Annotated in this window: 23 protein-coding genes and 1 other RNA gene; 1 reads left to right on the top strand and 23 read right to left on the bottom strand. The window is 63.9% G+C overall.

Features of this window, described 5'->3' with window-relative positions; all coding sequences use genetic code 11:
• Window positions 1-92: 92 nt before the first annotated feature.
• The 19 genes from recN to mraZ form a co-directional block, all read right to left on the bottom strand.
• Complete coding sequence (gene recN / locus FJ940_RS13520; protein ID WP_140580004.1) at window positions 93-1,766, bottom strand: DNA repair protein RecN; 1,674 nt, start codon at window positions 1,764-1,766, stop codon at window positions 93-95.
• A 13-nt stretch (window positions 1,767-1,779) separates the two neighbouring features.
• On the bottom strand, window positions 1,780-2,649 hold the full coding sequence (locus FJ940_RS13515) for an outer membrane protein assembly factor BamD (RefSeq protein ID WP_140495233.1): 870 nt from the start codon (window positions 2,647-2,649) through the stop codon (window positions 1,780-1,782).
• 261 nt (window positions 2,650-2,910) lie between these two features.
• Window positions 2,911-3,861 (bottom strand): UDP-3-O-acyl-N-acetylglucosamine deacetylase, encoded by a 951-nt coding sequence (lpxC, locus tag FJ940_RS13510; RefSeq protein ID WP_140521209.1) that lies wholly within the window; start codon window positions 3,859-3,861, stop codon window positions 2,911-2,913.
• A 282-nt stretch (window positions 3,862-4,143) separates the two neighbouring features.
• Window positions 4,144-5,826, bottom strand: a complete 1,683-nt coding sequence (ftsZ, locus tag FJ940_RS13505) for a cell division protein FtsZ (protein WP_140580006.1) — start codon at window positions 5,824-5,826, stop codon at window positions 4,144-4,146.
• A gap of 66 nt (window positions 5,827-5,892) precedes the next feature.
• Window positions 5,893-7,200 carry a cell division protein FtsA gene (ftsA, locus tag FJ940_RS13500; RefSeq protein ID WP_140553117.1) on the bottom strand — a complete coding sequence of 436 codons (1,308 nt, stop codon included), beginning with the start codon at window positions 7,198-7,200 and terminating at the stop codon, window positions 5,893-5,895.
• Window positions 7,197-8,138, bottom strand: coding sequence for a cell division protein FtsQ/DivIB (locus FJ940_RS13495; protein ID WP_140656806.1), 942 nt, complete (start codon window positions 8,136-8,138; stop codon window positions 7,197-7,199). Before FJ940_RS13495 ends, ftsA begins: the two co-directional genes overlap by 4 nt.
• Window positions 8,126-9,052: a D-alanine--D-alanine ligase gene (locus FJ940_RS13490; protein ID WP_140495223.1), complete on the bottom strand. Its 927-nt coding sequence runs from the start codon at window positions 9,050-9,052 to the stop codon at window positions 8,126-8,128. The genes FJ940_RS13495 and FJ940_RS13490 overlap by 13 nt, the downstream gene beginning before the upstream one ends.
• A 301-nt stretch (window positions 9,053-9,353) precedes the next feature.
• Entirely contained in the window at window positions 9,354-10,319 is a 966-nt protein-coding gene (murB, locus tag FJ940_RS13485) for a UDP-N-acetylmuramate dehydrogenase (RefSeq protein WP_140557539.1), read from the bottom strand.
• Window positions 10,316-11,716 (bottom strand): UDP-N-acetylmuramate--L-alanine ligase, encoded by a 1,401-nt coding sequence (murC, locus tag FJ940_RS13480; protein WP_140495219.1) that lies wholly within the window; start codon window positions 11,714-11,716, stop codon window positions 10,316-10,318. Before murC ends, murB begins: the two co-directional genes overlap by 4 nt.
• A complete protein-coding gene (gene murG / locus FJ940_RS13475) occupies window positions 11,713-12,840 on the bottom strand; it encodes an undecaprenyldiphospho-muramoylpentapeptide beta-N-acetylglucosaminyltransferase (RefSeq protein WP_140656805.1) in 1,128 nt (375 codons plus the stop codon). Before murG ends, murC begins: the two co-directional genes overlap by 4 nt.
• 1 nt (window position 12,841) lies before the next feature.
• On the bottom strand, window positions 12,842-13,993 hold the full coding sequence (gene ftsW / locus FJ940_RS13470; RefSeq protein ID WP_140516599.1) for a putative lipid II flippase FtsW: 1,152 nt from the start codon (window positions 13,991-13,993) through the stop codon (window positions 12,842-12,844).
• A complete protein-coding gene (murD, locus tag FJ940_RS13465) occupies window positions 13,993-15,393 on the bottom strand; it encodes a UDP-N-acetylmuramoyl-L-alanine--D-glutamate ligase (RefSeq protein ID WP_140656804.1) in 1,401 nt (466 codons plus the stop codon). Before murD ends, ftsW begins: the two co-directional genes overlap by 1 nt.
• A 9-nt stretch (window positions 15,394-15,402) precedes the next feature.
• Window positions 15,403-16,485, bottom strand: coding sequence for a phospho-N-acetylmuramoyl-pentapeptide-transferase (gene mraY, locus FJ940_RS13460; RefSeq protein ID WP_140656802.1), 1,083 nt, complete (start codon window positions 16,483-16,485; stop codon window positions 15,403-15,405).
• A gap of 24 nt (window positions 16,486-16,509) precedes the next feature.
• Window positions 16,510-17,991, bottom strand: a complete 1,482-nt coding sequence (locus FJ940_RS13455) for a UDP-N-acetylmuramoylalanyl-D-glutamyl-2,6-diaminopimelate--D-alanyl-D-alanine ligase (RefSeq protein ID WP_140656801.1) — start codon at window positions 17,989-17,991, stop codon at window positions 16,510-16,512.
• Window positions 17,988-19,442 (bottom strand): UDP-N-acetylmuramoyl-L-alanyl-D-glutamate--2,6-diaminopimelate ligase, encoded by a 1,455-nt coding sequence (locus FJ940_RS13450; RefSeq protein ID WP_140559521.1) that lies wholly within the window; start codon window positions 19,440-19,442, stop codon window positions 17,988-17,990. Before FJ940_RS13450 ends, FJ940_RS13455 begins: the two co-directional genes overlap by 4 nt.
• A gap of 54 nt (window positions 19,443-19,496) precedes the next feature.
• Entirely contained in the window at window positions 19,497-21,206 is a 1,710-nt protein-coding gene (locus tag FJ940_RS13445) for a penicillin-binding protein 2 (RefSeq protein WP_140495205.1), read from the bottom strand.
• Window positions 21,203-21,598 (bottom strand): hypothetical protein, encoded by a 396-nt coding sequence (locus FJ940_RS13440; protein WP_140495202.1) that lies wholly within the window; start codon window positions 21,596-21,598, stop codon window positions 21,203-21,205. The genes FJ940_RS13445 and FJ940_RS13440 overlap by 4 nt, the downstream gene beginning before the upstream one ends.
• A 4-nt stretch (window positions 21,599-21,602) precedes the next feature.
• On the bottom strand, window positions 21,603-22,634 hold the full coding sequence (rsmH, locus tag FJ940_RS13435) for a 16S rRNA (cytosine(1402)-N(4))-methyltransferase RsmH (RefSeq protein WP_140656800.1): 1,032 nt from the start codon (window positions 22,632-22,634) through the stop codon (window positions 21,603-21,605).
• Entirely contained in the window at window positions 22,631-23,089 is a 459-nt protein-coding gene (mraZ, locus tag FJ940_RS13430) for a division/cell wall cluster transcriptional repressor MraZ (protein WP_140495198.1), read from the bottom strand. The genes rsmH and mraZ overlap by 4 nt, the downstream gene beginning before the upstream one ends.
• 408 nt (window positions 23,090-23,497) lie before the next feature.
• Here mraZ and FJ940_RS13425 point away from each other — a divergent pair, with 408 nt between their 5' ends.
• Complete coding sequence (locus FJ940_RS13425) at window positions 23,498-24,613, top strand: cystathionine gamma-lyase (protein ID WP_140623125.1); 1,116 nt, start codon at window positions 23,498-23,500, stop codon at window positions 24,611-24,613.
• A gap of 8 nt (window positions 24,614-24,621) precedes the next feature.
• On the opposite strand, the gene FJ940_RS13420 is transcribed toward FJ940_RS13425, so the two are convergent.
• From FJ940_RS13420 to FJ940_RS13405, 4 genes are all read right to left on the bottom strand, one after another.
• Window positions 24,622-24,924 carry a type II toxin-antitoxin system RelE/ParE family toxin gene (locus FJ940_RS13420; protein ID WP_140656799.1) on the bottom strand — a complete coding sequence of 101 codons (303 nt, stop codon included), beginning with the start codon at window positions 24,922-24,924 and terminating at the stop codon, window positions 24,622-24,624.
• Complete coding sequence (locus FJ940_RS13415; protein ID WP_140516612.1) at window positions 24,921-25,196, bottom strand: type II toxin-antitoxin system ParD family antitoxin; 276 nt, start codon at window positions 25,194-25,196, stop codon at window positions 24,921-24,923. Before FJ940_RS13415 ends, FJ940_RS13420 begins: the two co-directional genes overlap by 4 nt.
• A 178-nt stretch (window positions 25,197-25,374) precedes the next feature.
• Window positions 25,375-25,784: RNase P RNA component class A (gene rnpB, locus FJ940_RS13410), an RNA gene on the bottom strand.
• Between the two features lie 65 nt (window positions 25,785-25,849).
• Window positions 25,850-26,566, bottom strand: a complete 717-nt coding sequence (locus FJ940_RS13405) for a transglycosylase SLT domain-containing protein (protein WP_140623121.1) — start codon at window positions 26,564-26,566, stop codon at window positions 25,850-25,852.
• Between the last annotated feature and the right edge of the window lie 37 nt (window positions 26,567-26,603).

The following is a 26,603-nucleotide window of genomic DNA, read 5'->3' as shown; positions in this document are numbered from 1 at the left end:
GATTTGGCAGGAGGGAGCCGGCCTGCGAAAAAATCATTCCTGAACAGCAGGATGCAGCCATATCCTGACTCGCCTTCACGGGAAACGAGCTTTCAGGCAGCCGCCGTATTCTCCCGCAGCAATCTCTCGGCGGCCGCGCGCGCTTCGTCGGTGATGGTGGCGCCGGCCAGCATGCGCGCGATCTCTTCCTGGCGCGCCGCCCGGTCCATTTCGGCGATGCCGGTCGCGACCTTGTCGGTGCTGCCGGACTTGGAGATCAGGAAGTGCGTCGCCGCGCGGGCCGCCACCTGCGGCGCATGGGTGACCGAGAGCACCTGCACGCGCCTGGACAATCTTGCCAGCCGCTGGCCGATGGCATCCGCGACGGCGCCGCCTACCCCTGTGTCGATTTCATCGAAGACCAGCGTTGGCGCCGAGCCCCGGTCGGCCAGCGCCACCTTCAGCGCCAGCAGGAAGCGCGAAAGCTCGCCGCCGGAAGCAACTTTCATCATCGGCCCGGGTCGCGTGCCGGGATTGGTGCGCACCCAGAACTCGATCTGGTCGATGCCCTCTTCCATGCGGCTCTCGGCCTCGCTCTTCATCTCGACGATGAAGGCGGCGCGTTCGAGCTTCAGCGCCGGCAGTTCGGCCATCACCGCCTTGGTCAGGCCGACCGCCGCGGCATGGCGAAGCGAGGACAACCGCGCGGCGGCGATGTCATAGGCTTCGCGCGCTGCGGCCGCCTGCTTTTCCAGCCCATGAAGGCGCTCCTCGCCGGCATCGAGATCGGCAAGATCGGCAACCATCGTGTCGCGCAATTGCGCCAAATCATCGACGGCAACGCTGTGCTTGCGCGATGCCGCGCGCAGCGAAAACAATCGCTCTTCCGCCTTTTCCAGCCGCTGTGGATCATATTCGGTGGCGCGCAAAGCCGCCTCGACACCCGACTGCGCCGCGTCGAGCGACAGCATCGCCTCATCCAGCGACTTGACCACTTCGTCGAGCAGCCCGGGGGCCTCGCCGGCCTTGCGCTGCAACCGCCTGAGCAGGCTGGCCAGTTGCGGCAAGGGCGAGGATGGACCCGAAAGCACGTCCTGCGCGTCGTGGATTTCGGAGGCGATCTTCTCGGCCCGCATCATGTGGGCGCGCAAGTCGGCAAGCTCCGTCTCCTCACCCGGCTGCGGATCGAGCTTGGTCAGCTCCGTGACCGCTGCGCGCAGGTAGTCCGCTTCGCGCGCCGCCGCCGCCACCTTGGCACGATGGCGCGAAAGCTCCTGCTCGCAGGCACGCCAGTGCCGCCAGGCCTCGCCCGTCGACCGGACGGCGCCGAGATGGCCGCCGAAGGCGTCGAGCACGTCGCGATGCGCGCCGGGATCGACAAGGGCGCGTTCGTCATGCTGGCCGTGGATCTCGACCAGCGCGCGGCCGACTTCGCGCATCAGCGTCACACTGGACGGCTGGTCGTTGACGAAGACGCGGGTGCGGCCGTCTGCCGTCTGCAAGCGGCGCAGGATGATGTCGCCGTCGTCCTCGATGGCGTTCTCGGCGAGCAGCGCGCGCACCGGATGGTTGGGCGGCACGTCGAACACGGCAATCACCTGGCCCTGTGCCGCGCCGTGGCGCACCAGGGAAGCGTCACCGCGAGCCCCAAGCGCCAAGGACAGAGCGTCGAGCAGGATGGATTTTCCGGCGCCGGTCTCGCCCGTCAGCACCGAGAGACCGGGCTGGAAGTCGATATCCAGCTTCTCGATCAGGACGATATCGCGGATCGACAGCCTGGAAAGCATCGTTACGCCTGCATCAGGCGCCGGTGATCAGTTTCCCGGCCTTGGATATCCACGAGCCGGCATTCTCGCGCGGCGCAAGCCCGTTGCTCTGCAGGAGCTTGTAGGAATCCTTGTACCATGGGCTGTCGGGATAATTGGTGCCGAGAACGGCGGCGGCGGTCTGCGCCTCCGAAGTCAGGCCCATCGCATAATAGCTCTCGGTCAGGCGCGCCAGCGCCTCCTCGACGTGGCGGGTGTTGGAATAATTCTCGACCACATTGCGGAAACGCTTGACCGCGGCGATGTATTCGCGGCGTTCGAGATAATAGCGGCCGATCTGCATCTCTTTGCCGGCGAGCTGGTCGTTGGCGAAGCGGATCTTTTCCTTGGCGTCATCGACATATTCTGAATTAGGCCAGCGCGTCACGAGATCCTGCATGGTCTGCACGGTCTGGCGCGCTTCCTTCTGATCCTGCGTCACGTCCTTGATCTGGCGGTAGTAGCTAAGGCCGATGATGTACTGCGCATAAGCCGCGTCATCCGTTGACGGATACAGCGTCAGATAACGCTTGGCCGACGAGATCGCTTCGTCGTAGCTGCCCTTGCGATAGTCGGCGAACGCGCCCATCACCATCGATTTGCGGGCCCACTCCGAATAAGGATGCTGGCGGTCGACCGCGTCGAACTTCTTGCTCGCCTCGTCGAGGCGTCCGGCATTCAGATTGGCGAGCCCTTGGTTGTAGAGAACGTCGGCCGGCTCGGTCTGGTCGACATAGGTCGACAGGTCGATATCTTTTTCCGACGACATGCAAGCAGACAGGAAGAGCGATGGAACAACCACCGAAAGCGCCAGGAAAACGGACCGCTGCGGCGCTTTCAATTGACCGACTCGCTTGAAGAACATGATTGGATTGCGCCCTTTCGGCGTTATTTCAGTGCCTGTTGCATATCGTTTCCCCAAAACTGGTCCCCACTTCCAGGCGACATGCACTATCGACGGCAGCAGCCATAAACCATAACCGCCTTGCCCGGCAACGCTATGTCTAGGCAATCGAACATTTTTGTGGCGGCCGGGCCGCGCCGGAGCATCCCTGCGATTTCGCCGGCAAATGATGCATTCATGCAACACCAGCGAGCTGCGATGGCATCCGGAAAGTGGCGCGACTCAGATCATCCAGGGCGCATAGAGAGGCGCGTTGACGGCGCTCATCTCGGCCGCACGGCCGCGCTCGCGGCGGGTCGTTTCGACGATCTCGAATGCGGTACGGTCCGACAGCACGCGCCGCAAGGCGGCCGCATTCAGCCTATGGCCGCCACGATAGGAGCGGAAGCAGCCGATGAAGCGGGCCCCGGCCAGTGCCAGATCGCCCATGGCGTCCAGCGTCTTATGGCGTACGAACTCGTTGGGATAGCGCAAGCCGCCCATGTTGATGACGCGGTTGTCGTCACCGATGACCAGCGAATTCTCAAGCGAGGATCCCAGCGCATAGCCGGCGGCCCACAGCCGCTCGACGTCCTTCATGAAGCCGAAGGTGCGGGCGCGCGCGATGTCGCGGCGGAAAATGTCCGCATTGATGTCGGACGCGAACAGCTGCCGGCCGATCGCCGGGCTTTCGAAATCGATCTCGACCTCGAAGCGAGTGCCGTCATAGGGCCTGAACTCAGCCCAGGAGGCGCCGTTCTCGATGCGGACCGGCTTGACGATCCGGATGTAGCGCCGCTTGACCGACAGCGTTTCGATGCCGGCCTGGTCTATGGCCTCGACGAACGCCATGGCGCTGCCGTCGAGGATAGGGACCTCATGGCCGTCGATCTCGATGATGACATTGTCGATGCCGAGCCCGAACAGCGCCGCCATGATGTGCTCGACCGTGGCGATGTGCTCGCCAGAGGGATCACCGAGCATGGTGCACAGGTCGGTTGCGCCGATCTCGGAAAACAGGGCGCGGAACTCGCGACCTTGCCCGTTCTCACTAAAAAGCTGGAAAACAATGCCGGTGTCGGCATCCGCCGGGAGAAAGCTGATGGAAACTTCCTTGCCGCTGTGAACGCCGGTGCCCGTAAGCGACGCGCGCGCCTTCACTGTCGTCTGATAGTCGTGCAAGACAATCCCCATAAGCCCGAAATGCCTAGGTCCGCTTCTCCAGCCCGAGGGCGCGGCTCTCTTGTAAAAATCGGCAGGCCAGGTCACTTCCCCCGAAATCCCGGCAAACCGACGACGGTAGGCAGCGAAGATAATGTCCCATCAGGGATAGTCCAAATCACGGTTTCTTACTCTCTGTAACCGCAACCGACATATGGATAGCCTCTTAAGTGCTTGAATTTGCATTCTTTTAAACGTTAACAGGCAAGCAATTCCTTGCTTGCCTGTTAACAATTGTTACAGCCCGTTAACCGCTCAGTTGGCTTGGCGACGCAGGAACGCCGGAATTTCCAGCTGGTCGTCCTCCTGAGTCGCCCTGGCCTGCGGCGTCAGGCGGCCTTGGTCGTCGAGCTGGCCGCGACGAGGCGCGTAGAGCTGCGCGTCCTGGCTTGCCAGACGGCGCACTTCCGGTGCGGCCTGACGCAGCTTGGGCTCGCGCGGCTGCGCCGGCTGCAGGCGTGCAGGCTCTTCCTCGCGGCGCGTCAGGCCGTTGGTCAGACGCTTCAAGAGCCCCATCGGTCCGCTGTTCTCATGGTCGGCCGGGCGGCTCTTGGCGTCGACCTCGGCCTTCACGACAGGCGGAAAGTCCTCGACGCGCGGCATGCGCTGGGGAGCCATCGCGACCGGCTGCTGGACTTCGCGCAGGATCTCGCGCGGCTGAGGCGCCGGCTGGATCTGCTGGACCACGGGCTGCACCATCGGTTGCGGCTGCGCCGGCGGAGCCTGGAAGATCTTGCTCTGCGGACGGAAATCATCCGCATGGGCAACCGGCGCCGGACGGGCTTGCGCCATCGCCGCGGCGTTTGCTTCGGCCAGTTGGATCGCTTCCGCGACCGGATCGGCGGCGCGCGGCTCGTACGCAGCCTGCTGGACCGGCGCGGGGCGGCTTTCCGCCGCGGCAACGGCCGGGCGGGCGGCCGGCTTCTGCGGCGCGGTGCGGATCGAGATCGGAGCGGCGGCGATTTCGGCCGCCGACTTGTCGATGCCGGTGGCGACAACCGAGACGCGGATGACACCTTCGAGCTCCTCGTCGAAAGTGGCGCCCAGGATGATGTTGGCGTCCTGGTCGACCTCCTCGCGGATGCGGGTCGCCGCTTCGTCGACTTCGAACAGGGTCAGGTCGCGGCCGCCGGTGATCGAGATCAGCAGGCCCTTGGCGCCCTTCATCGAGGTCTCGTCGAGCAGCGGGTTGGCGATCGCGGCTTCCGCGGCCGCCATCGCGCGGCCCTCGCCCGATGCCTCGCCGGTGCCCATCATCGCCTTGCCCATCTCGCGCATCACCGAACGAACGTCGGCGAAGTCGAGATTGATCAGGCCTTCCTTGACCATCAGGTCGGTGATGCAGGCTACACCCGAATAGAGCACCTGGTCAGCCATGGCGAACGCGTCGGCGAAGGTGGTCTTGTCATTGGCCAGCCGGAACAGGTTCTGGTTAGGGATGACGATCAGTGTGTCGACGCATTTCTGCAGCTCCTCGATGCCGAAATCCGCCGTCTTCATGCGGCGCTGGCCTTCGAAATGGAACGGCTTGGTGACGACGCCGACAGTGAGGATGCCCTTCTCGCGGGCGGCGCGCGCCACGACCGGCGCCGCTCCCGTGCCCGTGCCGCCGCCCATGCCCGCGGTGACGAAGCACATATGGGTGTTGGACAGGTGATCGATGATCTCGTCGATGCATTCTTCCGCTGCCGCGCGGCCCACTTCAGGCTGGGATCCGGCGCCCAGCCCCTCGGTGACATGCGCGCCGAGCTGGATCAGCCGGTCGGCTTTCGACATGGTCAGCGCCTGCGCGTCGGTGTTAGCGACAACGAACTCGACGCCGCGCAGACCGGCGGTGATCATGTTGTTGACGGCGTTGCCGCCGCCGCCGCCGACGCCGAACACGGTGATGCGTGGCTTAAGCTCGGTGATGTCCGGCTTTTGCAGATTGATGGTCATTGTCTCCGTCCTTTGCCTTTCCTGCCGCTTCGCCGCCGCGGCCACTTATGGGGCTGTCCCCGTCAATTAGAAACTGTCTCTCAACCACTGACTCATGCGATGCAGTTTTCCGCCTGTTCCAGTCATCCTGAGACCGGAAATTCCTTTCGCCGGATGGCTCTCGAAGCTCGCCATCTGCGGATAGATCAACAAACCGACGGCCGCCGAGAAGGCCGGCCCCTTCGCCGCTTCGGGCAGGCCCGCCACGCCGAGCGGGCGGCCGATGCGCACATTGCGCCCCAGGATGCGGCGCGCCGCTTCCGGCAGGCCGGCAAGCTGGCTGGCGCCGCCGGTCAGCACCACGCGCTTGCCCACCGCATTGCCGTAGCCGGACTTGTTCAGCCGGTCGCGCAAAAGCTCGAGCGTCTCGTCGATGCGGGCGCGCACGATACGCGTCATGACGGAGCGCGGAATCTGGAGCGGCACTTCGCCCTCGTCGCCGATCGGCTGGATCGAGACCAGGTCGCGGTCATCGGCGCTGCCGGGCAACGCCGAACCGTGCATCACCTTCAGCCGTTCGGCGGCATCGAGCGAGGTGGACAGTCCCTTGGCCATGTCCAGCGTGACGTGGTTGCCGCCGATGGCGATGGCGTCGCCATGGACGAACTTGCCTTCCGAAAACACCGAGATCGTCGTCGTGCCGCCGCCCATATCGATGCAGGCGGCGCCCAGTTCCAGCTCGTCGTCGACCAATGCCGCCAGCCCGCTGGCATAGGGCGTCGCCACCATGCGCTCGACCGAAAGATGCGAGCGGTTGATGGAGAGCTCCAGGTTGCGCATCGGAGCGGCGTCGCCGGTCAGCACATGCATGTCGACGCCAAGCGTGTCGCCGACCATGCCGCGCGGATCGCGCACGCCGCGCTCAGCGTCGAGCGAGAAGCCGACGGGGAGCGAATGGACCACCTCGCGCTCGGTCTTCAGCGCCTGCTTGGCGCCGGCACCGAGCACCCGCTTGATGTCGGCCTCGTCGGCCTCATGGCCGCCGAGATTGATGGTTGCCGAGAAAGCTTCGCTCTTCAGCCGGCCGGCGGTCATGTTCACGATCAGCGAATCGACCGTCAGCCCGGCCATGCGCTCGGCGGCGTCGACGGAGAGACGAATGGCATGTTCGGCACGATCGAGATCGATGACGACGCCCGATTTGACGCCCTGCGACTTCTGATGGCCGATGCCGATCACCTGGATGCGGTGCGAGCGTCCGCGCAGCAGCTTGCCGTCATCGCACGGCTTCAGCTTCGCCACCATGCAGCAGACCTTGTTCGAACCGACATCCAGTACCGTCAAGGTGCCGGAGCGGCGCGAAGAGGCATCGCCTGAACCGCCAAGCCAGCTCATATCTTCGTCTCCGGCTTGCGCTTCAGCATTTTCGGCTTCTCGTTGAGCGCGGCTTCGCGCTGGGTCGCCGCCTCCGGCGTCAGTTGCACGACCAGCCGGTCGGACAGCCGCATGTCGACGGCAGCGATGTCGCGCGACAACAGCCCCTTGTCATGGTCCATGCCGACGAGTTCGGCGAGTGCCTGATCCTCGCCATCCTCGGGAAGCTTGACAGTGATGCCGTTGTCGAGCTTCAGGTCCCAGCGCCGATCGCCGACACGGACATAGCCCCTGATGCGGGTCGCGAGATCCGGGTATTTTTCGATCTTCGCCAGGAATTCCGGCGCCTTGGCCGGCGCGCCGGCTCCGATCAGCAATGGCAGCAGCACCTGCTTGCCACCCGAGAACGGCGCGATAACGGCACCGTCTTTTTCGATGACGGAGAGATCGCTGCCCTGCTGCCAAAGTGCGAACGCCTGACGCTCCTCGACGCGCACCTCCAACGTGTGCGGATAGACCTTGCGCACCGCGGCGACCTCGATCCAGGGCAAGGTGGCGATGCGTTCCCGCGCCGCCTCGGCATCGAAGCCGATCAGCGACGTCCAACCATCGAGCTCGAGCCTGTCGAGAATATCGATCTCGGACGTCTGGCGATTGCCGACCACCTTGACCTGGTCGACGGCAAAGCCGGTCCGGGCAGTGATGCTCTGGACGATGCCGTCGGCATGACCGCCGAGATAGGCGCCATAGGCGCCGCTCGAGGCAATGAGCACTGCCGACATGATCGCGGCGGAGAAGCGCGGCGCCTGGAATTCACCCTCGCCCAGGCGCGCCAGGATACGCACCGGGCGGCGAAGCATGCGCGGCAGCACGAAATGGTCGAACGACAATGGCAGGCTGAACAGCGCCGGCCCGGCCACGCCCTTCCCCTTGCCCTGCCCCCACTTCAACGCAGACACGAAGCGTCCTCCACCATCCAACTCAACAGATCGCCGAACGAATGCCCTGCCTGGGCGGCGATTTCAGGCACCAGAGACGTCGGCGTCATGCCCGGCTGGGTATTGACCTCGAGCCATACAACTTCGCCATTTTCGGAGTGACGATCGTCATAACGGAAGTCCGACCGGGAAACGCCCCGACAGCCGACAGCTTGGTGAGCCTTGAGCGCCAGTGTCTGTATTTTTTGGTAAATATTCGGTGAAACTTTTGCGGGGCATTCGTGTTTTGATCCGCCCGCGACATATTTTGAATCGTAGTCATAGAACGAATGGCCCGTCGGGATGATCTCGCAGACGCCAAGCGCCACGTCGCCCATGACGGCACAAGTCAGCTCGCGCCCATGGATGTAGCGCTCGACCATGACGGTATCGCCATATTTCCACTCGGACGAGCCGATGACCTGCGGCGGATGCGACTGCCCCTCATGCACGATCACGACGCCGAAGCTCGACCCCTCATTGACCGGCTTCACCACATAAGGCGGCTTCATCGGATGGTTGTTCTGAATGGCGAAGCGATTGGCGACCTTCGATTCGGCGACGGGGACACCGGCCAATTTCACGACTTTCTTCGACTGCTCCTTGTTCATCGCAAGCGCCGAGGCGAGCACGCCGGAATGGGTGTAGGGAATGCCGAGATATTCGAGAATGCCCTGAATGGTGCCGTCCTCGCCAAAAGGACCATGCAGCGCATTGAAGGCGACATCGGGCCTGAGATCGGCAAGCACGGAGCCGACATCGCGCCCGACATCGACGCGCGTGACTTGATAGCCTTCCGTCTCAAGCACATCGGCACAGGCCTTCCCCGAAGACAGGGACACGGGCCGCTCGGACGAGAAACCACCCAGCAGGACGGCCACATGCTTGTTTTTCATTCCCCGTCATCCCCTCTCACGGCGGATCAAAAACCAAGATTTCCGCAACATTGAGTCCGAGTCTCCCGGCAGGTTGCCCCCCAGACGGAAAACGCGGGAAACGCGTCGAACGACTCAAATCAGGAAACGCTTTGGAGCAGAGAATCAGAGAGTTGATTCACTGGCAAGTGCTTATGATTCCGAGAGATTCACTTTCTGAGAAAATGGATGCGAAAACCGTGCTGTTGAGTCTTTGGAGCAACGGTCGCGCGGTCGTTCCGGACCGGTTGAAGTTCATGCGTCACATGAACTTCAACCGCGGCTAGAGCAGCTGTCCAAGAAACTCCTGGACGGCGTGTCCGGGGCGGAAGTCCCCGATGCGCTTGATCTCCCAGTGCAGCCGGATGCCGGAATGTTCGAGCACCCGCGTGCGCACCGTTTCGCCGAGATATTCGAGTTCGTAGCCGGTCGCTGTCCCGGTGTTGATCATGAAATTGCAGTGCATGGGCGACATCTGCGCGCCGCCGATCAGCAGGCCGCGGCACCCTGCCTTGTCGATCTCTTTCCAGGCTGAGGTGCCTTCAGGATTCTTGAAGGTCGAGCCACCGGTCTTCTCGCGGATCGGCTGCACCGTCTCGCGATGGTTCTGCACCGCGTCCATCGCCGCCTTGATCACTGCCTTGTCCTCAGCAAAGCCCTCGAAAATGGCCGAGGTGAAGATCAGCCCGGACGGTGCCGACGAGTGCCGGTAGGCATAGCCCATATCGGCATTGCTCAGCGTCTGGACGTTGCCTTTGCGGTCGAGCGCACGCACCTCGACGACGCGCTCGCGCGTCTCGACGCCATTGGCGCCGGCGTTCATCCTCAGCGCCCCGCCGATGGCGCCCGGTATGCCGTGGTAGAAATGGAAGCCGCCGATGCCGGCTTCCAGCGCCACCGCGGCGATGCGCTTGTCGGGCGTGGCCGCGCCAGCCTTGATCGATGCCGGCGAAACAATTTCGGTTTCACCGAACCCCTTGGCCGACAGCCTTATCACGAAACCCGGAATACCCCCATCGCGCACAAGCAAGTTCGAGCCGACGCCGACTATGGTCAGCGGTATCTCTTCGGGAACCGCTTTCAGGAAAGCAGCGAGATCCGCCTCGTCCGCTGGCTGAAAGAGCGCCTCGGCCAGTCCTCCGGCGCGGAACCAGGTGATCTTGTCCATCTCGGCATTCGGCGTGATGCGGCCGCGCAGGCCGGCAAGCCGGCCGCCAAGTCTGTCGATCAGCGCCTGGCCCTGCATCATGAGACGGCCAGCTCCTTGGGCAGCGCATAGGCCCATTGCGTGATGTTGCCGGCGCCGAGGAAGACGACGAAGTCGCCGGGCCTGGCCAGATCACGGACAACAGGCGCTATTGCTTCCGGACCCTCGATGTAGCGCGCGTCGCGATGGCCGCCGGCCCGGATGCGCGACACCAGCGCATCCGAGGTCACGCCTTCGATCGGCTCCTCGCCGGCGGCGTAGACCGGCGCCACCATCACCGTGTCGGCGTCGTTGAAGCAGGCGGAGAATTCATTGAACAGATCATGCAGCCGGGTAAAACGGTGCGGCTGGGCAATGGCGATGACGCGGCCCTTGGTGGCGCTGCGCGCGGCTTTCAGCACCGCAGCGATCTCGACCGGATGGTGGCCGTAATCGTCGAACACTTCGACGCCATTCCAGGAGCCGGTTTGGGTGAAGCGACGCTTGACGCCGGCGAAGGACGACAGGCCTTTCTTGATCGCCTCGGCCGACAGGCCGAGCTCATGCGCCACCGCGATCGCCGCCGTCGCATTGGAAACGTTGTGGCGGCCGGGCATCGGCAGGCGCAAATCCGATATCGTCGTCTGGCCGCGTCCCTTGCGGTCGCGGATCACCACGTCGAATTCCGAGGTCGCGCCGGCCATGCGATGGTTGGTGAAGCGCACGTCGGCCTGCGCGTTCTCGCCATAGGTGATGACGCGGCGATCCTCGATTCGGCCGACCAGCGCCTGCACCTCCGGGTGGTCGGTGCACATGACGCCGAAGCCGTAGAACGGCACGTTCTCGACGAACTGGCGGAAGGCTTCGCGCACCTTCTCGAAACTGCCGTAGTGATCGAGATGTTCGGGATCGATATTGGTGACGACGGCGATATCGGCCGGCAGCTTGAGGAAGGTCCCGTCGCTCTCGTCGGCTTCGACCACCATCCACTCGCCGTCCCCCATGCGCGCATTGGTGCCATAGGCGTTGATGATGCCGCCATTGATGACGGTCGGGTCGAGCCCGCCGGCTTCGAGCAGCGTCGCTACCATCGAGGTCGTCGTCGTCTTGCCGTGCGTGCCGCCGATCGCCACTGCCTGGCGGAAGCGCATCAGTTCGGCCAGCATTTCGGCGCGGCGCACGATCGGCAGCAATTTCTCCCGTGCCGCCTTCAGTTCGGGGTTGGATTTCTTGATAGCCGTCGAGACAACCACCACTTCGGCATCGCCGAGGTTTTCTTCCCTGTGGCCGACAAAGCATTCGATCCCCTTGTCGCGCAGCCGCTGCACATTGGCGCTGTCGGCCTGGTCGGACCCCTGCACCTTGTAGCCGAGATTGTGCAGCACTTCGGCGATGCCGCTCATGCCGATGCCGCCAATGCCGATGAAATGCACGAGGCCTATGGTCTGCGGCATCTTCATGCGTGCGTTCCCTTCTTAAAATCCGAAACGGTTTTGCGGGACGCAATAGCCTCTGTGAGATCGGCGAGCAACCGTGCGGCATCCGGTTTGCCGACCGACTTCGCCGCGGCAGCCATTGCCGTGAGCCGTTCGGGCTCGGCCATCAGGGCGCCGATCAACGCCGCGATGCGCTCGGGCGAAAGTGAGGATTGCGGCTCCACCTCGCCACCGCCGGCGGCCGCAAGAGCGGCTGCGTTCGCGGCCTGGTCGTGATCGAGCGCATAGGGATAGGGCACCAGCAGCGCCGGTCGCCCGATGACGGCGATTTCCGAGACGGTCGACGCGCCGGAGCGCGACATAACCAGCTGTGCGGCCGCTATACGCGCCGCCATGTCGCTGAAGAAGGGCGAGACCTCGACAACGACACCGAGCGCTGCATAGGCCGCCTTCACCCGCCCGACGTCATCGGCCCGAGCCTGCTGCGTGATCACCAGCCGCTTGCGGAGTGCGTCGGGGAGCAAGGCGACGGCCGCCGGCACCGCATCGGAGAAGAACTGCGCGCCCTGGCTGCCGCCGAACACCAGCAGGCGGAAGGGATCATCTCCGGCCGAGGCGACGTAGGCGGTCTTTGCGGCTTCGAGCACCTGTGGGCGAACCGGATTGCCTGTCGTCACCGTCTTGGCGCCGACGGCGCTTTCGTCTTGGGGCAGGAAGCCACCGGCAATTGCATCGACGCGGCTGGCCAGCGCCCGGTTGGCGCGTCCCATCACCGCGTTCTGCTCGTGGATCAGCGTCGGCACCTTGCGCCGCGTCGCGGCGTAGAGCGGCGGCAAGGTCGGATAGCCGCCAAAGCCGACCACGGTATCGGGCTTGATCCTGCCGATGATGACGGACGCCTGGCGCACGCCGCGCCAGATTTTCCAGAAAGCGCCAAGCAGGGCAACAGGATTTTTGGAGCCCAGCGTCGCGGACTGGATCGGGTGGATGGCGGCGGCCGGGAAGTGGCCGGCAAAGCGCTCAGCGCGGTCGTCGGTCGCCAGATGCACCGTCCAGCCACGCGCGTTCAACTCATGCGCCAGTGCCTCGGCCGGAAACAGATGTCCGCCGGTTCCGCCCGCCGAGAGAAGGATAACGCCTCTGGCCATGTCACTCCGCCGGCATGGCGCGCTGTGGCAAGGCAAAGCCCACCTGCTTGCGCTTTTCCGGTCGCTTGCGCGTCAGCGCCAGCACCATTCCCATCGAGATGGCGATGGCAATCTGCGAAGAGCCGCCATAGGAGATGAACGGCAGCGTCATGCCCTTGGCCGGCACCAGCTGCAGGTTGACGCACATGTTGATGACTGCCTGCAGGCCGAACACGGTGACGAGGCCGCCGACCGCATAGCGGGTGAAATCGTCATGCTCCTTCAGCGCCGTGTTGAGGCCGCGCAGCACGATGAAGGCGAAGATGGACATGATGAAGAAACACATGATCAATCCGAATTCCTCGCCCGCGACCGAAAAGACGAAATCGGCATGGCTGTCGGGGATGACCCGCTTGACGGTGCCCTCGCCCGGCCCAACGCCGAACCAGCCGCCATTGATCAATGCGTCGCGGCCCATATCGACCTGGAACGTGTCGCCTTCGCCAGTGAGGAACTTGTCGATACGCAGGGCGACGTGCGGAAATACCGTATAGGCGGCAAAGACGCCGCCGACGCCGGCCGCTCCGAGCACGACGATCCACAGCCATGGCAGCCCCGCCATGAAGAACATGATGCCCCAGGTGCCGGTCGTCAGCATGGTCTGGCCGAGGTCCGGCTGCGCCACCAGCAGCGATACGACCAGTACCAAGAGCAACATGGCGAAGAGATTGCCCGGAATGTCGGGCTGGCGCTTGTGTTCGGCGAACAGCCAGGCGCACATGATGACAAAGGCGGGTTTCAAAAACTCCGAGGGCTGGATCGACAGGCCGGCAAGCGACACCCAGCGCCGCGCGCCTTTCACCTCGACGCCGATGTAGAGCACCGCCACCATCAGCACCAGCATCAGGCACAGCATGATCAGCGCCATGCGCCGGATTTCTCTGGAATCGAGGAAGGACACCGCCAGCATCACGCCGAGCGCCGGCACGGTGAAGATGATCTGCCTGGTCGCGAAATGGAAACTGTCGAGGCCGATGCGTTCGGCGACCGCGGGACTTGCGGCGAAGGACAAAACTATGCCCAGCCCCATCAGCGACAGGAACGCCGCCAGGAACCAGCGATCGATGGTCCACCACCAGGTCGCAACCGGGCTTTTGTCGAGACGGCTCTGCATTATCGTGCCCCTCCGATGGGTTTGACGCCCTCGATAGCATTCGCAGCTTGCCTGAAGGCTTCGCCGCGGACCTCGAAATTCTTGAACTGGTCGAAACTGGCGCAGGCCGGCGACAACAGCACCACCGCCTCGCCGCCATCGTCCTTGGCCGCATCATGCGCGGCATGCTCGACCGCGGCTGCAAGCGTGCCCGATATCTCATACGGCACCGCCTCGCCCAGCGTCGCCGAAAAGGCCGGCGCTGCCTCGCCGATCAGATAGGCCTTGGCGATACGCGGGAAGAAGCCGCGCAGCGGCTCGATGCCGCCTTCCTTGGGCAGGCCGCCGGCGATCCAGTAGATGCGTGAAAAGCTCGACAGCGCGGGTGCCGCCGCATCGGCGTTGGTCGCCTTGGAATCGTTGACGAACAGCACGTGGTCCTTGCGGCCGACCTGCTCCATGCGATGCGCCAGGCCCGGAAAGCTTTCCAGTCCGGACTGGATCTCGCCGAGGTCGAGCCCGACCTTGAGGCAGGCGGCCACCGCGGCAAGCGCGTTTTGCGCATTGTGCTGCCCGCGCAGCGAGCCGATGCCTTCGAGGAAGGCGACCCGGCTGTAGCGGCCATGCACCGCTTCCATCAAATTGGTGCCATCGGCGAAATAGCCGTCGGTCAGCGGCAGCCGCTTCGAAATGCGGATGACGTGCCGCCCCGCCCGCTCCAGCCGTTCGGCAATCTGCGCACACCAGGAATCGTCGATGCCGACGATCGCGGTCTCGCTGCCGGCAACCAGCCGCTCCTTGATCGAAGCGTAATGCTGCATGGTGCCGTGACGGTCGAGGTGATCCGGCGTCAAATTGAGCAGGACGCCGGCCGTCGGATTGATCGATGGTGCGAGGTCGATCTGGTAGGACGAGCATTCGACGACATAGTGCCGGTCGGGTTGCGGCGGATCGAGTGTCATCACGGCGCGGCCGATATTGCCGCCCATCTGCGTATCGCGGCCGGAAGCCTTCAATATATGCGCCGTCAGCGCCGTGGTCGTCGACTTGCCGTTGGTGCCGGTGATGGCGATGAATGGGGCGGCTGGCGCGCCGAGCGTCCGCTCGCGGCAGAAAAGCTCGACGTCGCCGATGATCTCGACACCCGAACCGCGCGCCAGTTCCACCGTCCAGTGCGGCTTGGGATGCGTCAGCGGCACGCCGGGCGACAGCACGAAAGCTGAGAAACCGGCCCAGTTGGCGCCACGCAGGTCGGCGGTTGCAATACCCGCTTCGGCCGCCTTGGCGACACTGCCTGGATTATCGTCCCAGGCCAGAACCTCAGCCCCGCCCTCGATCAGCGCGTGCGCGGTCGCGATCCCCGAGCCGCCGAGCCCGAAGAGCGAAACACGCTTGCCTGCGAAGGATGCGGCGGGAATCACGGGGCGCGCCTATCTGAGCTTGAGGGTGGAAAGGCCGACCAGCGCCAGGATGACGGCGATGATCCAGAAGCGGATCACCACCTGGCTTTCGGTCCAGCCGAGCTTTTCGAAGTGGTGATGGATCGGCGCCATTAGGAACACACGCCTGCCGGTCATCTTGAAGTAGCCGACCTGGATGATGACGGACAGGATCTCGACCACGAACAGCCCGCCGACGATGACCAGCACGATCTCGTGCTTGGTGGCGACCGCAACGGTGCCGATCAGCCCGCCCATGGCCAGCGAGCCGGTGTCGCCCATGAAGATCGCCGCCGGCGGCGCGTTGAACCAGAGAAAGCCGAGGCCGGCGCCGATGACCGCGCCTAGCACAACAGCCAGTTCGCCGGTGCCGGGCACGAAATGGATCTGCAGATACTCGGCGAACACCGCATTGCCGGAGAGATAGGCAATGACGCCGAAGGACGCAGCCGCGATCATGATCGGTACGATCGCCAGGCCATCCAGGCCGTCGGTGAGGTTCACCGCATTGCCCGCCCCCACGATGACGAAGCAGGAGAACGGGACGAAGAACCAGCCGAGATTAATCAGGAATTCCTTGGCGAAGGGGAATGTCAGCGACGAGGAGAACGGCGCCTGGCCATTATGCATGATCGCCCAGGCGGCGATGCCGGCGATGACGAATTCGAGCGCCAGCCGTGCTTTGCCGGAAAAGCCGAGATGCGACTGTTTCGTCACCTTCAGATAGTCGTCGTAGAAGCCGATCGAGCCGAAGCCCAGCGTCACCAGCAACACCACCCAGACATAGATGCTCGACAGGTTCGCCCATAGCAACGATGAGCCGATGATGCCGGACAGGATCATCAGTCCGCCCATGGTCGGCGTGCCGGCCTTCTTGAAATGGGTCTGTGGCCCGTCGGCGCGGATCGGTTGGCCCTTGCCCTGGCGCAACCTGAGCGAATTGATGATGGTCGGCCCGAAGATGAAGACAATCAGCGCCGAGGTGATCAGCGCCCCGCCGGTACGGAAGGTGATGTAGCGGAAGACATTGAAGACCGAGATCTTGTCCGCGAAATCGACGAGCAGTGTGAACATGCGCTTTTCGTCCCCGACTTGACCCTAGGTCTGTTTGCCGATTGTCGTTTCAGCCGGGAACTTGCCCAGCAACGCATCGACCAGCTTTGCAAAGCCGATGCCCTTCGACGATTTGATCATCACCACGTCGCCTGGCCTCAGCGCGGCAAGCAGCACCGGCTTCAATTCTTCGGCGCCGGCGCGGTATTCCGTCCTGATCTCGCCCGGCAGCGCTTCCGCCAGCGCCCGCATCTCCGGCCCCCCGAGAAAGACGGTCTGTGTGCCGGTGCCGACGATGAGACCGGCAAGTGCAGCATGCAGCTTGGCCGAATACTCGCCTAGCTCCAGCATATCGCCCAGCACGGCGATGCGGCGGCCTTCGCCCGTCACCGGCGTCGCGTTGAGCAGCGCCATGGCGGCCGCCATCGAGGCGGGGTTGGCGTTGTAGCTTTCGTCGATCAGCGTGATCGGTCCACCGGGGTGGCTTGAAGTCGGGCCACCGGGATGGCTCGAAGTCGAGCCACCGGGATGACGCAGCACATAGCGTTTGCCGCGGCCGCGCTCGGCCGAGAGATCGGCCAGCGCTAGGGCAACCTTGTCGAGATCGGCACCGACCAGACGGGCCGCGCCGAGGACTGCCAGAATGTTCTGCACCATGTGGCGGCCGGGCGCGCCGATGCGAGCCGTCACCTCGTGACCGCCGATCCTGGCGGCAATGTCGGAATGATCGGCATGGACTTCGCATTTGACCAGTCTGAAGGTTGAGCGCGCGTTCTCGCCGAACCCATAGACATGCTCGACGCCGGCGGCGTGCGCCATCTTGTCGAGAAGCTTGAAACGCGCGTCGTCGCGGTTGAGGATCGCCGCGCCGCCAGGTTCCAGCCCTTCGAAAATCTCGGCCTTCGCCTTGGCGATCTCGTCCAGATTTCGGAAGAAGCCGAGATGCGCGGCCGCGATCATGGTGACGATGGCGACATGCGGCCTTACCATCTTGACCAGCGGCCTGATCTCGTCGGGATGGTTCATGCCGATCTCGAACACGGCATAGTCGCAATCGGCCGGCATGCGCGCCAAGGTGAGCGGCACGCCCCAATGGTTGTTGAACGACTGCACCGAGGCATGCACCTTGCCGACCGCCGACAGCACGTGGCGCAGCGCTTCCTTGGTGGTCGTTTTGCCCGCCGAACCGGTCACCGCGATGATCCTGGCCTGGGAACGGTCGCGCGATGCGACACCGAGCTTTTCCAGTGCCACCAGCACGTCCTCGACGACGATCATCGGCGCCGTCAGCCGGCCAAGCGACGGCAGCTTGCCTTCGGCCACGACCAGCACCCCGGCTCCGGCCTTGATGGCGGCGGTCGCGAAATCATGGCCGTCCATCGCCTCGCCCTTGATGGCGAAGAAAGCGTCGCCCGGCTGAAGGCTGCGGCTGTCGATCGAAATGCCCGATATGCCGTCCGGCATCGGCCCGATCGGTCGCCCGTCCATGGCGGCGACCAGCGTCTCGGATGTCCACAGCAAATTCATGCGGCACGCTCCAGCAGCGCGGCACGGACTTCTTCGTGGTCGGAGAAATGCAGGGTCTCGGTGCCGATCGTCTGGCCTTCCTCATGACCCTTGCCGGCCACGATCAGCGTGTCCCCGGCATGCAACATGGCAACGGCCTCGTGGATCGCCGCGCGCCGGTCACCGATCTCGATCGCGCCGGGAGCGGCGGCAAGGATCGCGGCCCGGATCGTCTCCGGCACTTCCGAGCGCGGATTGTCGTCGGTGACGATGACGACGTCGGCGAGCCGCGTCGCGATCTCGCCCATGATCGGCCGCTTACCGCGATCGCGGTCGCCGCCGCAGCCGAACACGACGATGACCCGGCCGGTGGTGAACGGGCGCACCGAGGCAAGCACGTTTTCCAGCGCGTCCGGCTTATGCGCATAATCGACATAGACCGGCGCGCCGTTTGCAGTCGTCCCGACAAGGTCGAGCCGGCCGGGTGCGCCCTTGAGTTTCTCCAACGCCTTCAAGGCCTTGGCGACTGGCGTTCCCGTGGAGATGGCAAGCCCGGCCGAAACCAGCGCGTTGGCTATCTGGAAATCGCCGGCCAGCGGCAGGTCGATCTCGTAGAGCATCCCGTCGGCCTCGACCTCGGCACGCTGGCGGTGGCGCTCATGCTCGACCCGCTTCAGCGTCAGGAAATCGCCGTGGCGGCCGACCGTCAGCACGTCGAGCCTTGCGGCCTTCGCCGCCTGGATGGTTGGCGCCGACCACGGATCGTCGGCGAAGATCACGGCCGGCGCGCCCTTCGGCAGCAGCGCATCAAACAGACGCAGCTTGGCCCGGTGATAGTCCTCGACCGTCGGATGGTAGTCCATGTGGTCGCGGCCGAGATTGGTGAAGCCGCCGGCGGCCAGCCTGACGCCGTCGAGACGGCGCTGGTCGAGACCATGGCTGGAGGCCTCCATGGAAGCATGGGTGACGCCGGCGTCCGCCAGTTCAAGCAACAGCTGATGCAAGGCGACGGGATCTGGCGTCGTCAGCGAGCCATAATCGTTGCGGCCCGGCGCCACCACGCCGGTGGTGCCGATCGAGGCCGCGGCAAAGCCGGCTTGCTCCCAGATCTGCCTGACGAAAGCGGCGACCGAGGTCTTGCCGCTGGTGCCGGTGACGGCCACCATCATCTGCGGCTGTTTGCCGAAATAACGGGCCGCGCTCAGGGCCAGCGCCAGGCGCGGGTCATCGACGGCCAACACTGGAACTGGCAGTCCGCCAAGGGCGCTGTCCTTGCCCGCGACGATCGCGGCAGCCCCTCGTGCGGCGGCGTCCGCGGCATAGGCGGCGCCATCCGCCTTGCTTCCAGCGAGCGCGAAAAAGACGACGCCGGGTTTTACCTGGCGGGAATCCGAAGAGATGCCGGTAACCTCCAGATCGGCGGAAGCTGTTCCTTCGACTGGCAGGATACCGGTTAGATTTTTGAGCTTCATCGAGTTCCGTTCACCGCAACAAAATAGCGCGCAGTTGCCGGCGCGCCCTAAGAATCATTGATAGGAAACCAGCGTTGCACCATTTTCATGGCTGAAATCTGGCTTCACGCCAAGCATGGCCGCGGAACGCCTGATGATATTGCCGGCCATGACCCCGGCATTCGCGGCCGCGACGTCCGTCATGCCCGGCTTTTCCGGGTGCGGAGCATCGGCAATCGTAAACACGAGATATTGCGGATCGTCCATCGGGAATGCGGCGACGAACGTATTGAAATTCAACTCCTTCGAGTAGCGGCCATTGATGACCTTCTCGGCTGTTCCGGTCTTGCCGCCAACGCGGTAGCCGGGGACCCTGGCATTTCTGGCCGAGCCCTTCTCGGCGTTGAGCATGTAGAGATAGCGCATGCCCTCGACCGTTTTGTCGGCTACCACTTTCTTGGCCGCCGCCATCGCGTCCTGCTGGCTGCGGACCAGGAATGTCGGCTCCATCAGATATCCGCCATTGATCAGCGCCGCGCAGCCGACAGCCGCCTGCAACGGTGTCGTCGACACGCCATGACCGAAGGCGATGGTGAACGAGTTGACCTGTTTCCAGACCTTCGGCTCAGTCGGACGGGCGACTTCCGGCAGTTCGGTCTGCATCTTGTCCAAGATGCCAAGACGATGCAGGAATTCGCGGTGCGCCTCGATGCCGACCAGTTCGGCCTCCCTGGCCGACCCGATGTTGGATGAATAGAGGAACACCTCCGGCAACGACAGCACGCGGTTCTTGCCGTGGAAATCGTGAATGGCCTGATGGCCGACCCGGATTGGATGCGAAGCGTCGAAGCGGCTCGCCATCGTCGCCTTGCCGGAATCGAGCGCCATGGCTGATGTGAAGCTCTTGAAGGTCGAGCCCATCTCATAGAGCCCCGCCGACATCCGGTTCAGCCGGTCCTTGTCTTGTGCATTGTAGGGATTGTTCGGATCAAAATCCGGCACCGAGGCCATGGCCACCACTTCGCCGGTCTTGACGTTGAGCACGACGGCGCCCGCGCCCATGGCGCGATAGCGCTCCAGGCCGGCGGCAATCTCGTCGCGCACCACATGCTGGACGCGCAGATCGATCGAGAGCTTCACCGGCTTGAGATCCTTCGCCACCGCCAGGCCCGACGCCTGCAGATCGCTCAGGCCCTGCTCGTCGATATATTTCTCCATGCCGGAGATGCCTTGATTGTCGATATTGGTCAGGCCGACAATGTAGGACGAGGTTTCACCACTGGGGTAGAAACGGCGCTTCTCGGTGCGGAAGCCGAAACCGGGAATGCCGAGCTGCATGATGTCGGCCTGCTGCTTGGGCGTCAGCTGCCGCTGCAGCCAGACGAAGCCGGCGCCGCTCTTCAGCTTATGGTAGGTCTGCTCGTAATCGATCTCCGGCAGCACCGTCGACAGCTTTTCGATCGCCTCGTCGGCGTCGACGATGCGGCGCGGCTCTGCAAACAGCGATGCCGTCTTGATGTCCGTCGCCAGCACCTCGCCGTTGCGGTCGACAATGTCGGGTCGCGAGGCCGTCACCCGGCTCTGCGGGCCGCCCGACATGTCGGGGGTCTGGAAGCCGAGATAGACAAGCCGCCCGGAAATGATCGAGAAGATACCGAAGAACACCGCCATCGTCATGACGATGCGCGCCTTGCCCTTGCCTCCGGTCGCCTTGCGGGCGCCATCGACCACGATTGAACCGTCTTCGCTGGCCCTGGGGCGACGTTTCAGCAGTTTGCCGATCATTGGGCGATGCCTCCGGTCACGATGGGATCCTTGCCGTCCGAGGGTGTGTTGCCGGAATTGTCTGCCATGCCGCCTTGGCGCCCGTTCAGGATGTCCTGGATGTCGAGGGTTTTGGCTGGCAGGTCGCCGAGGCCGACGATCTGGTGCGCGCTGACCGGCTCTAGTTCAAGCTGCGACTTGTAGAGCTCGGCGAGCTTCTGTAGCCGCGATGGCTGGGTGAGCAGGCTCCAGTCGGCCTTGAGCAGGTCGATCGTGTCCTCCTCGTAGCGTATCTCAGCATGGATCTTCTGCACTGCAGCCAATTGGTCCTCGGCCTCGCGCTTGGTTTTGTAGGTCAGGGCCGCCGCCGAGACCATGACGGCGATGAGGACGATGTCGCTGGAACGAAACACGTGCTTACCTCTCCCCCGGCTGCTCGATGCCGGGAAGTTTTGGGCCGGGAAGTTTTGGAAGGCCGAAAATCGAAAAATCGCCGGCACGCGCCGGCGCATCGGTGCGGATGGCGGCGCGCAGCCTTGCCGAGCGGGCGCGCGGGTTGGCCGCAGTCTCGGCCTCACCCGGCGTCACGCCGCCGCCGGACTTGCTGAAGGTGGCACTGCGTGCCCGTGCCTCCGGCATGTGGCGCGAGCCGCTCGCGGCGTCGGAGCGATCGGCAATGAAGCGCTTGACGATGCGGTCCTCCAGCGAATGGAATGTCACCACGGCAAGTCGTCCGCCCGGCTTCAGCGCCCGCTCGGCGGCGAACAGCGCCTTGGCCAACTCACCGAGCTCGTCATTGACGAAGATGCGCAGCGCCTGAAAGACGCGGGTGGCGGGATGGATCTTGTCCTTCGGCGCCCGGCCGATATGCGTCTCGATGGCGTCGGCAAGCTCCAGCGTGCGCTCGAACGGACGCTTTTCGCGACGCGCTTCGATCATGCGCGCGATGCGCCCGGCGTGGCGCTCCTCCCCGAGGAAGCCGAAGATGCGGGCAAGATCGCCCGGCTTGAAGTTGTTGACGACATCTGCGGCGCTGAGGCCCGCCTGCGCCATGCGCATGTCGAGAGGCCCATCGACGCGGAACGAAAACCCGCGCTCCGCCTGGTCGAGCTGCATCGAGGAAACGCCGATGTCGAGCACGACGCCGTCGGCACTTTCGACATGCTGGTCCAGCATCGAGAATGGCGCCTGCACCAATCGCAGGCGGCCGCCTGATTGGGCTTCGAGATTGCGACCAGCCGCTATGGCATCCGGATCGCGATCAATGGCAACCACGGACGCGCCGGCCGCCAGGATGGCCTTGGTGTAGCCGCCGGCGCCGAACGTGCCGTCGACGATGACGTCCCCTTCCGCTGGCGAGAGCGCCTGCAACACTTCGGCAAGGAGGACCGGAATGTGGCGGGCCAGTCCGCCAACGGCGTTGATATCATCGCCGTGGCCCACCGTCATTCCGGTCGCTCCCCAGGCTTCGTCCCCTGCCGAAGCTGCAAAAGCCGGGCCCGCGCCTGCGCTCCGTAGGCCGCAAGCCGTCCCGGCTCCCAGATCTGAAAGAAATTGCCGCGCCCGACAAAGGCTACTTCCGCCGAAAGGCCGGCATGTTCGCGGATGAAGTCGCTGATCGTGATGCGACCATCCTGGTCCAGCTTCAGGAATGTTCCGTCGCCATGGCAGAAGAACGACATGTCGTCCGCCGTCTGCTGGAACGGATCCTCGAGCGCGATGCGCTGCTCGTAGCGGTCGAGCAGGTCGGGCCCGCCGACATCCATGGCCGGCAGATCCAGGCAACGCAGCGCGTATAGATCCGAATAGCCGCGTTTCTGAACGACGGCGCGAAAATGCGCAGGAACGGACACCCGCCCCTTCGCATCGATCCTGCTCACCGTGTTCGACAGAAACCGGTCCATCACACGTCACGGCCGCTTGCGCCGCCGCACCCCTCTTCGTCGTGTTGCACGCGCCACCGCTACGCGTTCCCTGCCCTGAACCCGCCTCCGTGACAGGGGCGAAAACCGGCAAACGCGCAGCCGCCGCGGCTGCCCGATTGGCGTACGCTTCACTCTGACGCGGAACGAAGGCTTTGGTATCGATATGGGATATCATGGGGTGTTATGGGCGTCAACGGGAACAGGCTTCACAACATGCAGTCGCGACCGATGGAAGCGGCTTTGAAAACACGTCTCGTCTTTATGGATCATTAAGCCTAACGAAGCGTTTAGAGCCGCTTGGCCCAACCGGACGCGCCTTGTCGCGAGCTGTTGCCGGGCATAGCGTCTCACCACACGTCCAGGGTCACCAAGAGGGTTGGAATGTCGATGTCTGAAACAGCACGGTCGCGCGCCGCGGCTCTTGCCCACCTCCGTCGCAACGCACTTGCCGTCGGCGATTCCATCCCCCTGCCACTCACCATGGCTGCCATCTTTCACGCGCCTGGCGACGCCACCGGTTTCAACCAGTATGGCCGTTTCAGCAATCCGACCTGGGATGCGGTAGAACATATGCTGGCGCATCTGGAAGACGCGCCCTGCGTCGCCTTTCCTTCCGGAATGGCGGCGATTTCGGCGGCATTTTTCGCTGTCCTCAAGACCGGCGACCGCATTCTTCTGCCTTCGGATGGCTATCACACGACAAGGGCACTGGCCGAACGCTTCTTGAAACCACTCGGCATCGCCTACGATGTGAGGCCAACCTCGACCTTCCTCGATGGCGGTTTCGAAGGCTATCGTCTCGCTTTCGTAGAGACGCCCGCTAATCCGGGGCTGGACATATGCGATATCGCGGCGGTGGCCGCGGCCGCACACAAAGCGGGCGCACTGCTTGTCGTTGATAATACGACCATGACGCCTTTCGGCCAGCGCCCGCTCGACCATGGCGCGGATATTGTCATCGCCGCGGACACTAAGGCGCCCAACGGCCACTCCGACGTGCTGTTCGGCCATGTCGCGAGCCGCAACGCCGACATCATCGCCGCGGTGACGGATTGGCGCGAAACGTCCGGCGGCATTCCAGGGCCGTTCGAAGCGTGGCTTGTGCATCGTGGCCTCGAAACGCTCGACGTGCGCTTCGACCGCATGTGCTCCTCGGCGGAAGTGATCGCGCGGCGCCTGCAAGGTCACCCGGCGATCACGGGCCTGCGCTATCCCGGCCTGGAAGGCGATCCTTCGCACAATCTTGCCCGTGCCCAGATGGAACGCTTCGGCTTCCTTGTTTCCTTCGAACTCGCTTCGGAGCAGAAGGCCGAGGATTTCATCAACAACTGCGAATTGATGCAGGCCGCGACATCCTTCGGCGGCGTCCACACCTCCGCCGAGCGGCGTTCGAAACGAGGCGATGCGGTATCGCCCGGCTTCGTTCGCCTTTCTGTAGGCTGTGAGCCGGTGGAAGAGCTCTGGAAGGCGATAGAGGCGTCGCTGGACAGGATCGCCGGCTGACCGGACGATTACGAACCGAGGTCATTGGCTTCGACATTGCGATGGCCGTGCAGCACGCGAAGGATTTCGATCACATCGTCCCTAACTCGATACAGAGTGAGATAATTGCCGACCATTAGATGGCGAACACCCGGTGCGATATCGTCTCGTGGCGCGCCTGAGAAAGGATAGGTAGCCACTTGCTGCCACCGTGCCTCGATGCGGTCGAGCAGCCGGTCGGCTGCAGCCTCGCTGTCGCGCGCAATATGCAGCCAAATCGTGATCAGATCGTCTTCAGTGCGCGCGTTCCGGACGATAGAGAGCAAATTCATGCGGCGCCGTCAGATCGCAAGCGTCTCCGCGCTTCGGCCTTAATTTCCTCCATCGATTCAAATCGTCCCGGCCCGCTGTCGATCCCTTCCTGAACTAGCCTCCGCAACTCCTCGACCGTATAGCCGAAGAGGTCGCGCCGATCCTTCCATTGCCGGAGTGCATCGCGGATTACCTCGCTAGCCGAAGCGTATTCACCAGCGGCGACCACATCGTCGACCGCCGCCGCCAGTTCCGGCGAGAGGGTGATGCTGCGTTTATCGACCTGTCCCATGACCGCTCCTCGTCCACTTGCTGAAGCATGGTACGATTTAATCGTACCGAATTCAAGAAAGTCCCCTGCGGCCGTGGATGCAGATTGGCAGGCGACAAAAAAGCCGTTGAATCAACAGGCGCGCCCCAGGGCGCAACCTGCTGATCGCAAAGGCCTCTTTTCGATATCGCGGAGAAAAACTGCCAGCTGGCCTGTAAGCCGGGTTCTGTATGGCCCTCGCCCCTTGCGGCGCGAGAACGTGGCGGCCATTCATCTTGGGCGCATATTGCCATGCGCCTCACGCAACCTACCCGGACGGTGAGCCGGAAACAGCCCTCGAGGGTTTCCCCTCGCACCGCCCCTATTCGGTCTTGCTCCCGGTGGGGTTTACCGTGCCGCTCCTGTTGCCAGTCGCGCGGTGGGCTCTTACTCCACCCTTTCACCCTTGCCCCGACCCGGCAAAGCCAAGTCGTGGCGGTTTGCTTTCTGTGGCACTTTCCCTGGGGTCGCCCCCGCCGGCCATTAGCCGGCACCGTGTCTCCATGGAGCCCGGACTTTCCTCACCCGCGGCCTTTCGGCTTTTGCTGGTGCGGCCGCCCGGCCAGCTGGCCAAGCGTATAAAGGGGTTCACGCCACAAAACGCAACCAAAAAAGCCGGTTACGACCGGTTCTTGTCACGCCGGCGATCCGACAGCCGCCAGTTGCACCTTGACCTTGCTGCAATAGGCGGCCGAAACCGGGTTCATCCGGGTGGCGCCGTGGCCGGCATTGTATTTCAGGATCGTGCCGCACGTCGTGCCGCCGCCGAGATCCCGCGCCATGGCAAGATACTTCATGCCGTATTTGATGTTGGTGTCCGGATTGAAAAGCCCATTGGCCGAGCCGCTATAGCCCATCATCCGCGCCGTCGCCGGCTTGATCTGCATCAAGCCGATTTCGCCGGCGCCGCCGACGAGGTTCGGCCGATAGTTGCTCTCGATCTTGATAACGGCATGAGCGAGCGACGCCGGCACGCCATAGCTCGCGGCATAGCGCGCCACGATGGCCGAATACTGATCGCCACTGGCCACCGCTGCCGTCGAGGCTGCTGCGTCCTTGATCCCGATCGATGCCGTCGTCGTTTTGTCGACGGCCTTGCGGCCTCGTCTGGTCTTCTGTTTTGTGCTCGGCTTCTTGGCCTTGGTCCAGCTCGCCTTCTCCACTTTCGCGGAAGACCGCTTCGCCGCCCTCACATCCTTGCTGCTTTTGGCCGAAATGGCCTTGCCCTTGGCGGTCGCTGCGACGAGCCCCTGATCGGCCCGTGGGCTCAGCGGCGCGGCGCTCGCCGCCCCGAAGGCAAAAGTCATTACGCCGGCAGCAAGAGCTGCCGTTACAACGGTCAATTTCTGCATGTGATCCTGTTCTGTCTGAACGCGCGAAGATTTCCGC

The organism is Mesorhizobium sp. B2-3-7, from assembly GCF_006442695.1.
GTDB lineage: Bacteria > Pseudomonadota > Alphaproteobacteria > Rhizobiales > Rhizobiaceae > Mesorhizobium.
This window is presented reverse-complemented; position numbering and strand designations above follow the sequence as displayed.

Bases quoted from the DNA above. Each gene is read 5' to 3' on its own strand.
- rsmH (WP_140656800.1), bottom strand. From the start codon at position 22,634: ATGACGGTGGGCCACGGCGATGATATCAACGCCGTTGGCGGACTGGCC.
- FJ940_RS13420 (WP_140656799.1), bottom strand. From the start codon at position 24,924: ATGAATTTGCTCTCTATCGTCCGGAACGCGCGCACTGAAGACGATCTG.
- ftsZ (WP_140580006.1), bottom strand. From the start codon at position 5,826: ATGACCATCAATCTGCAAAAGCCGGACATCACCGAGCTTAAGCCACGC.
- recN (WP_140580004.1), bottom strand. From the start codon at position 1,766: ATGCTTTCCAGGCTGTCGATCCGCGATATCGTCCTGATCGAGAAGCTG.
- FJ940_RS13515 (WP_140495233.1), bottom strand. From the start codon at position 2,649: ATGTTCTTCAAGCGAGTCGGTCAATTGAAAGCGCCGCAGCGGTCCGTT.
- ftsW (WP_140516599.1), bottom strand. From the start codon at position 13,993: ATGCAGAGCCGTCTCGACAAAAGCCCGGTTGCGACCTGGTGGTGGACC.
- lpxC (WP_140521209.1), bottom strand. From the start codon at position 3,861: ATGGGGATTGTCTTGCACGACTATCAGACGACAGTGAAGGCGCGCGCG.
- FJ940_RS13425 (WP_140623125.1), top strand. From the start codon at position 23,498: ATGTCTGAAACAGCACGGTCGCGCGCCGCGGCTCTTGCCCACCTCCGT.
- FJ940_RS13415 (WP_140516612.1), bottom strand. From the start codon at position 25,196: ATGGGACAGGTCGATAAACGCAGCATCACCCTCTCGCCGGAACTGGCG.
- FJ940_RS13455 (WP_140656801.1), bottom strand. From the start codon at position 17,991: ATGAATTTGCTGTGGACATCCGAGACGCTGGTCGCCGCCATGGACGGG.
- FJ940_RS13490 (WP_140495223.1), bottom strand. From the start codon at position 9,052: ATGAAAAACAAGCATGTGGCCGTCCTGCTGGGTGGTTTCTCGTCCGAG.
- FJ940_RS13445 (WP_140495205.1), bottom strand. From the start codon at position 21,206: ATGATCGGCAAACTGCTGAAACGTCGCCCCAGGGCCAGCGAAGACGGT.
- mraY (WP_140656802.1), bottom strand. From the start codon at position 16,485: ATGTTCACACTGCTCGTCGATTTCGCGGACAAGATCTCGGTCTTCAAT.
- FJ940_RS13405 (WP_140623121.1), bottom strand. From the start codon at position 26,566: ATGCAGAAATTGACCGTTGTAACGGCAGCTCTTGCTGCCGGCGTAATG.
- ftsA (WP_140553117.1), bottom strand. From the start codon at position 7,200: ATGAGCTGGCTTGGCGGTTCAGGCGATGCCTCTTCGCGCCGCTCCGGC.
- FJ940_RS13450 (WP_140559521.1), bottom strand. From the start codon at position 19,442: ATGAAGCTCAAAAATCTAACCGGTATCCTGCCAGTCGAAGGAACAGCT.
- murC (WP_140495219.1), bottom strand. From the start codon at position 11,716: ATGAAGATGCCGCAGACCATAGGCCTCGTGCATTTCATCGGCATTGGC.
- mraZ (WP_140495198.1), bottom strand. From the start codon at position 23,089: ATGGACCGGTTTCTGTCGAACACGGTGAGCAGGATCGATGCGAAGGGG.
- murB (WP_140557539.1), bottom strand. From the start codon at position 10,319: ATGATGCAGGGCCAGGCGCTGATCGACAGACTTGGCGGCCGGCTTGCC.
- murG (WP_140656805.1), bottom strand. From the start codon at position 12,840: ATGGCCAGAGGCGTTATCCTTCTCTCGGCGGGCGGAACCGGCGGACAT.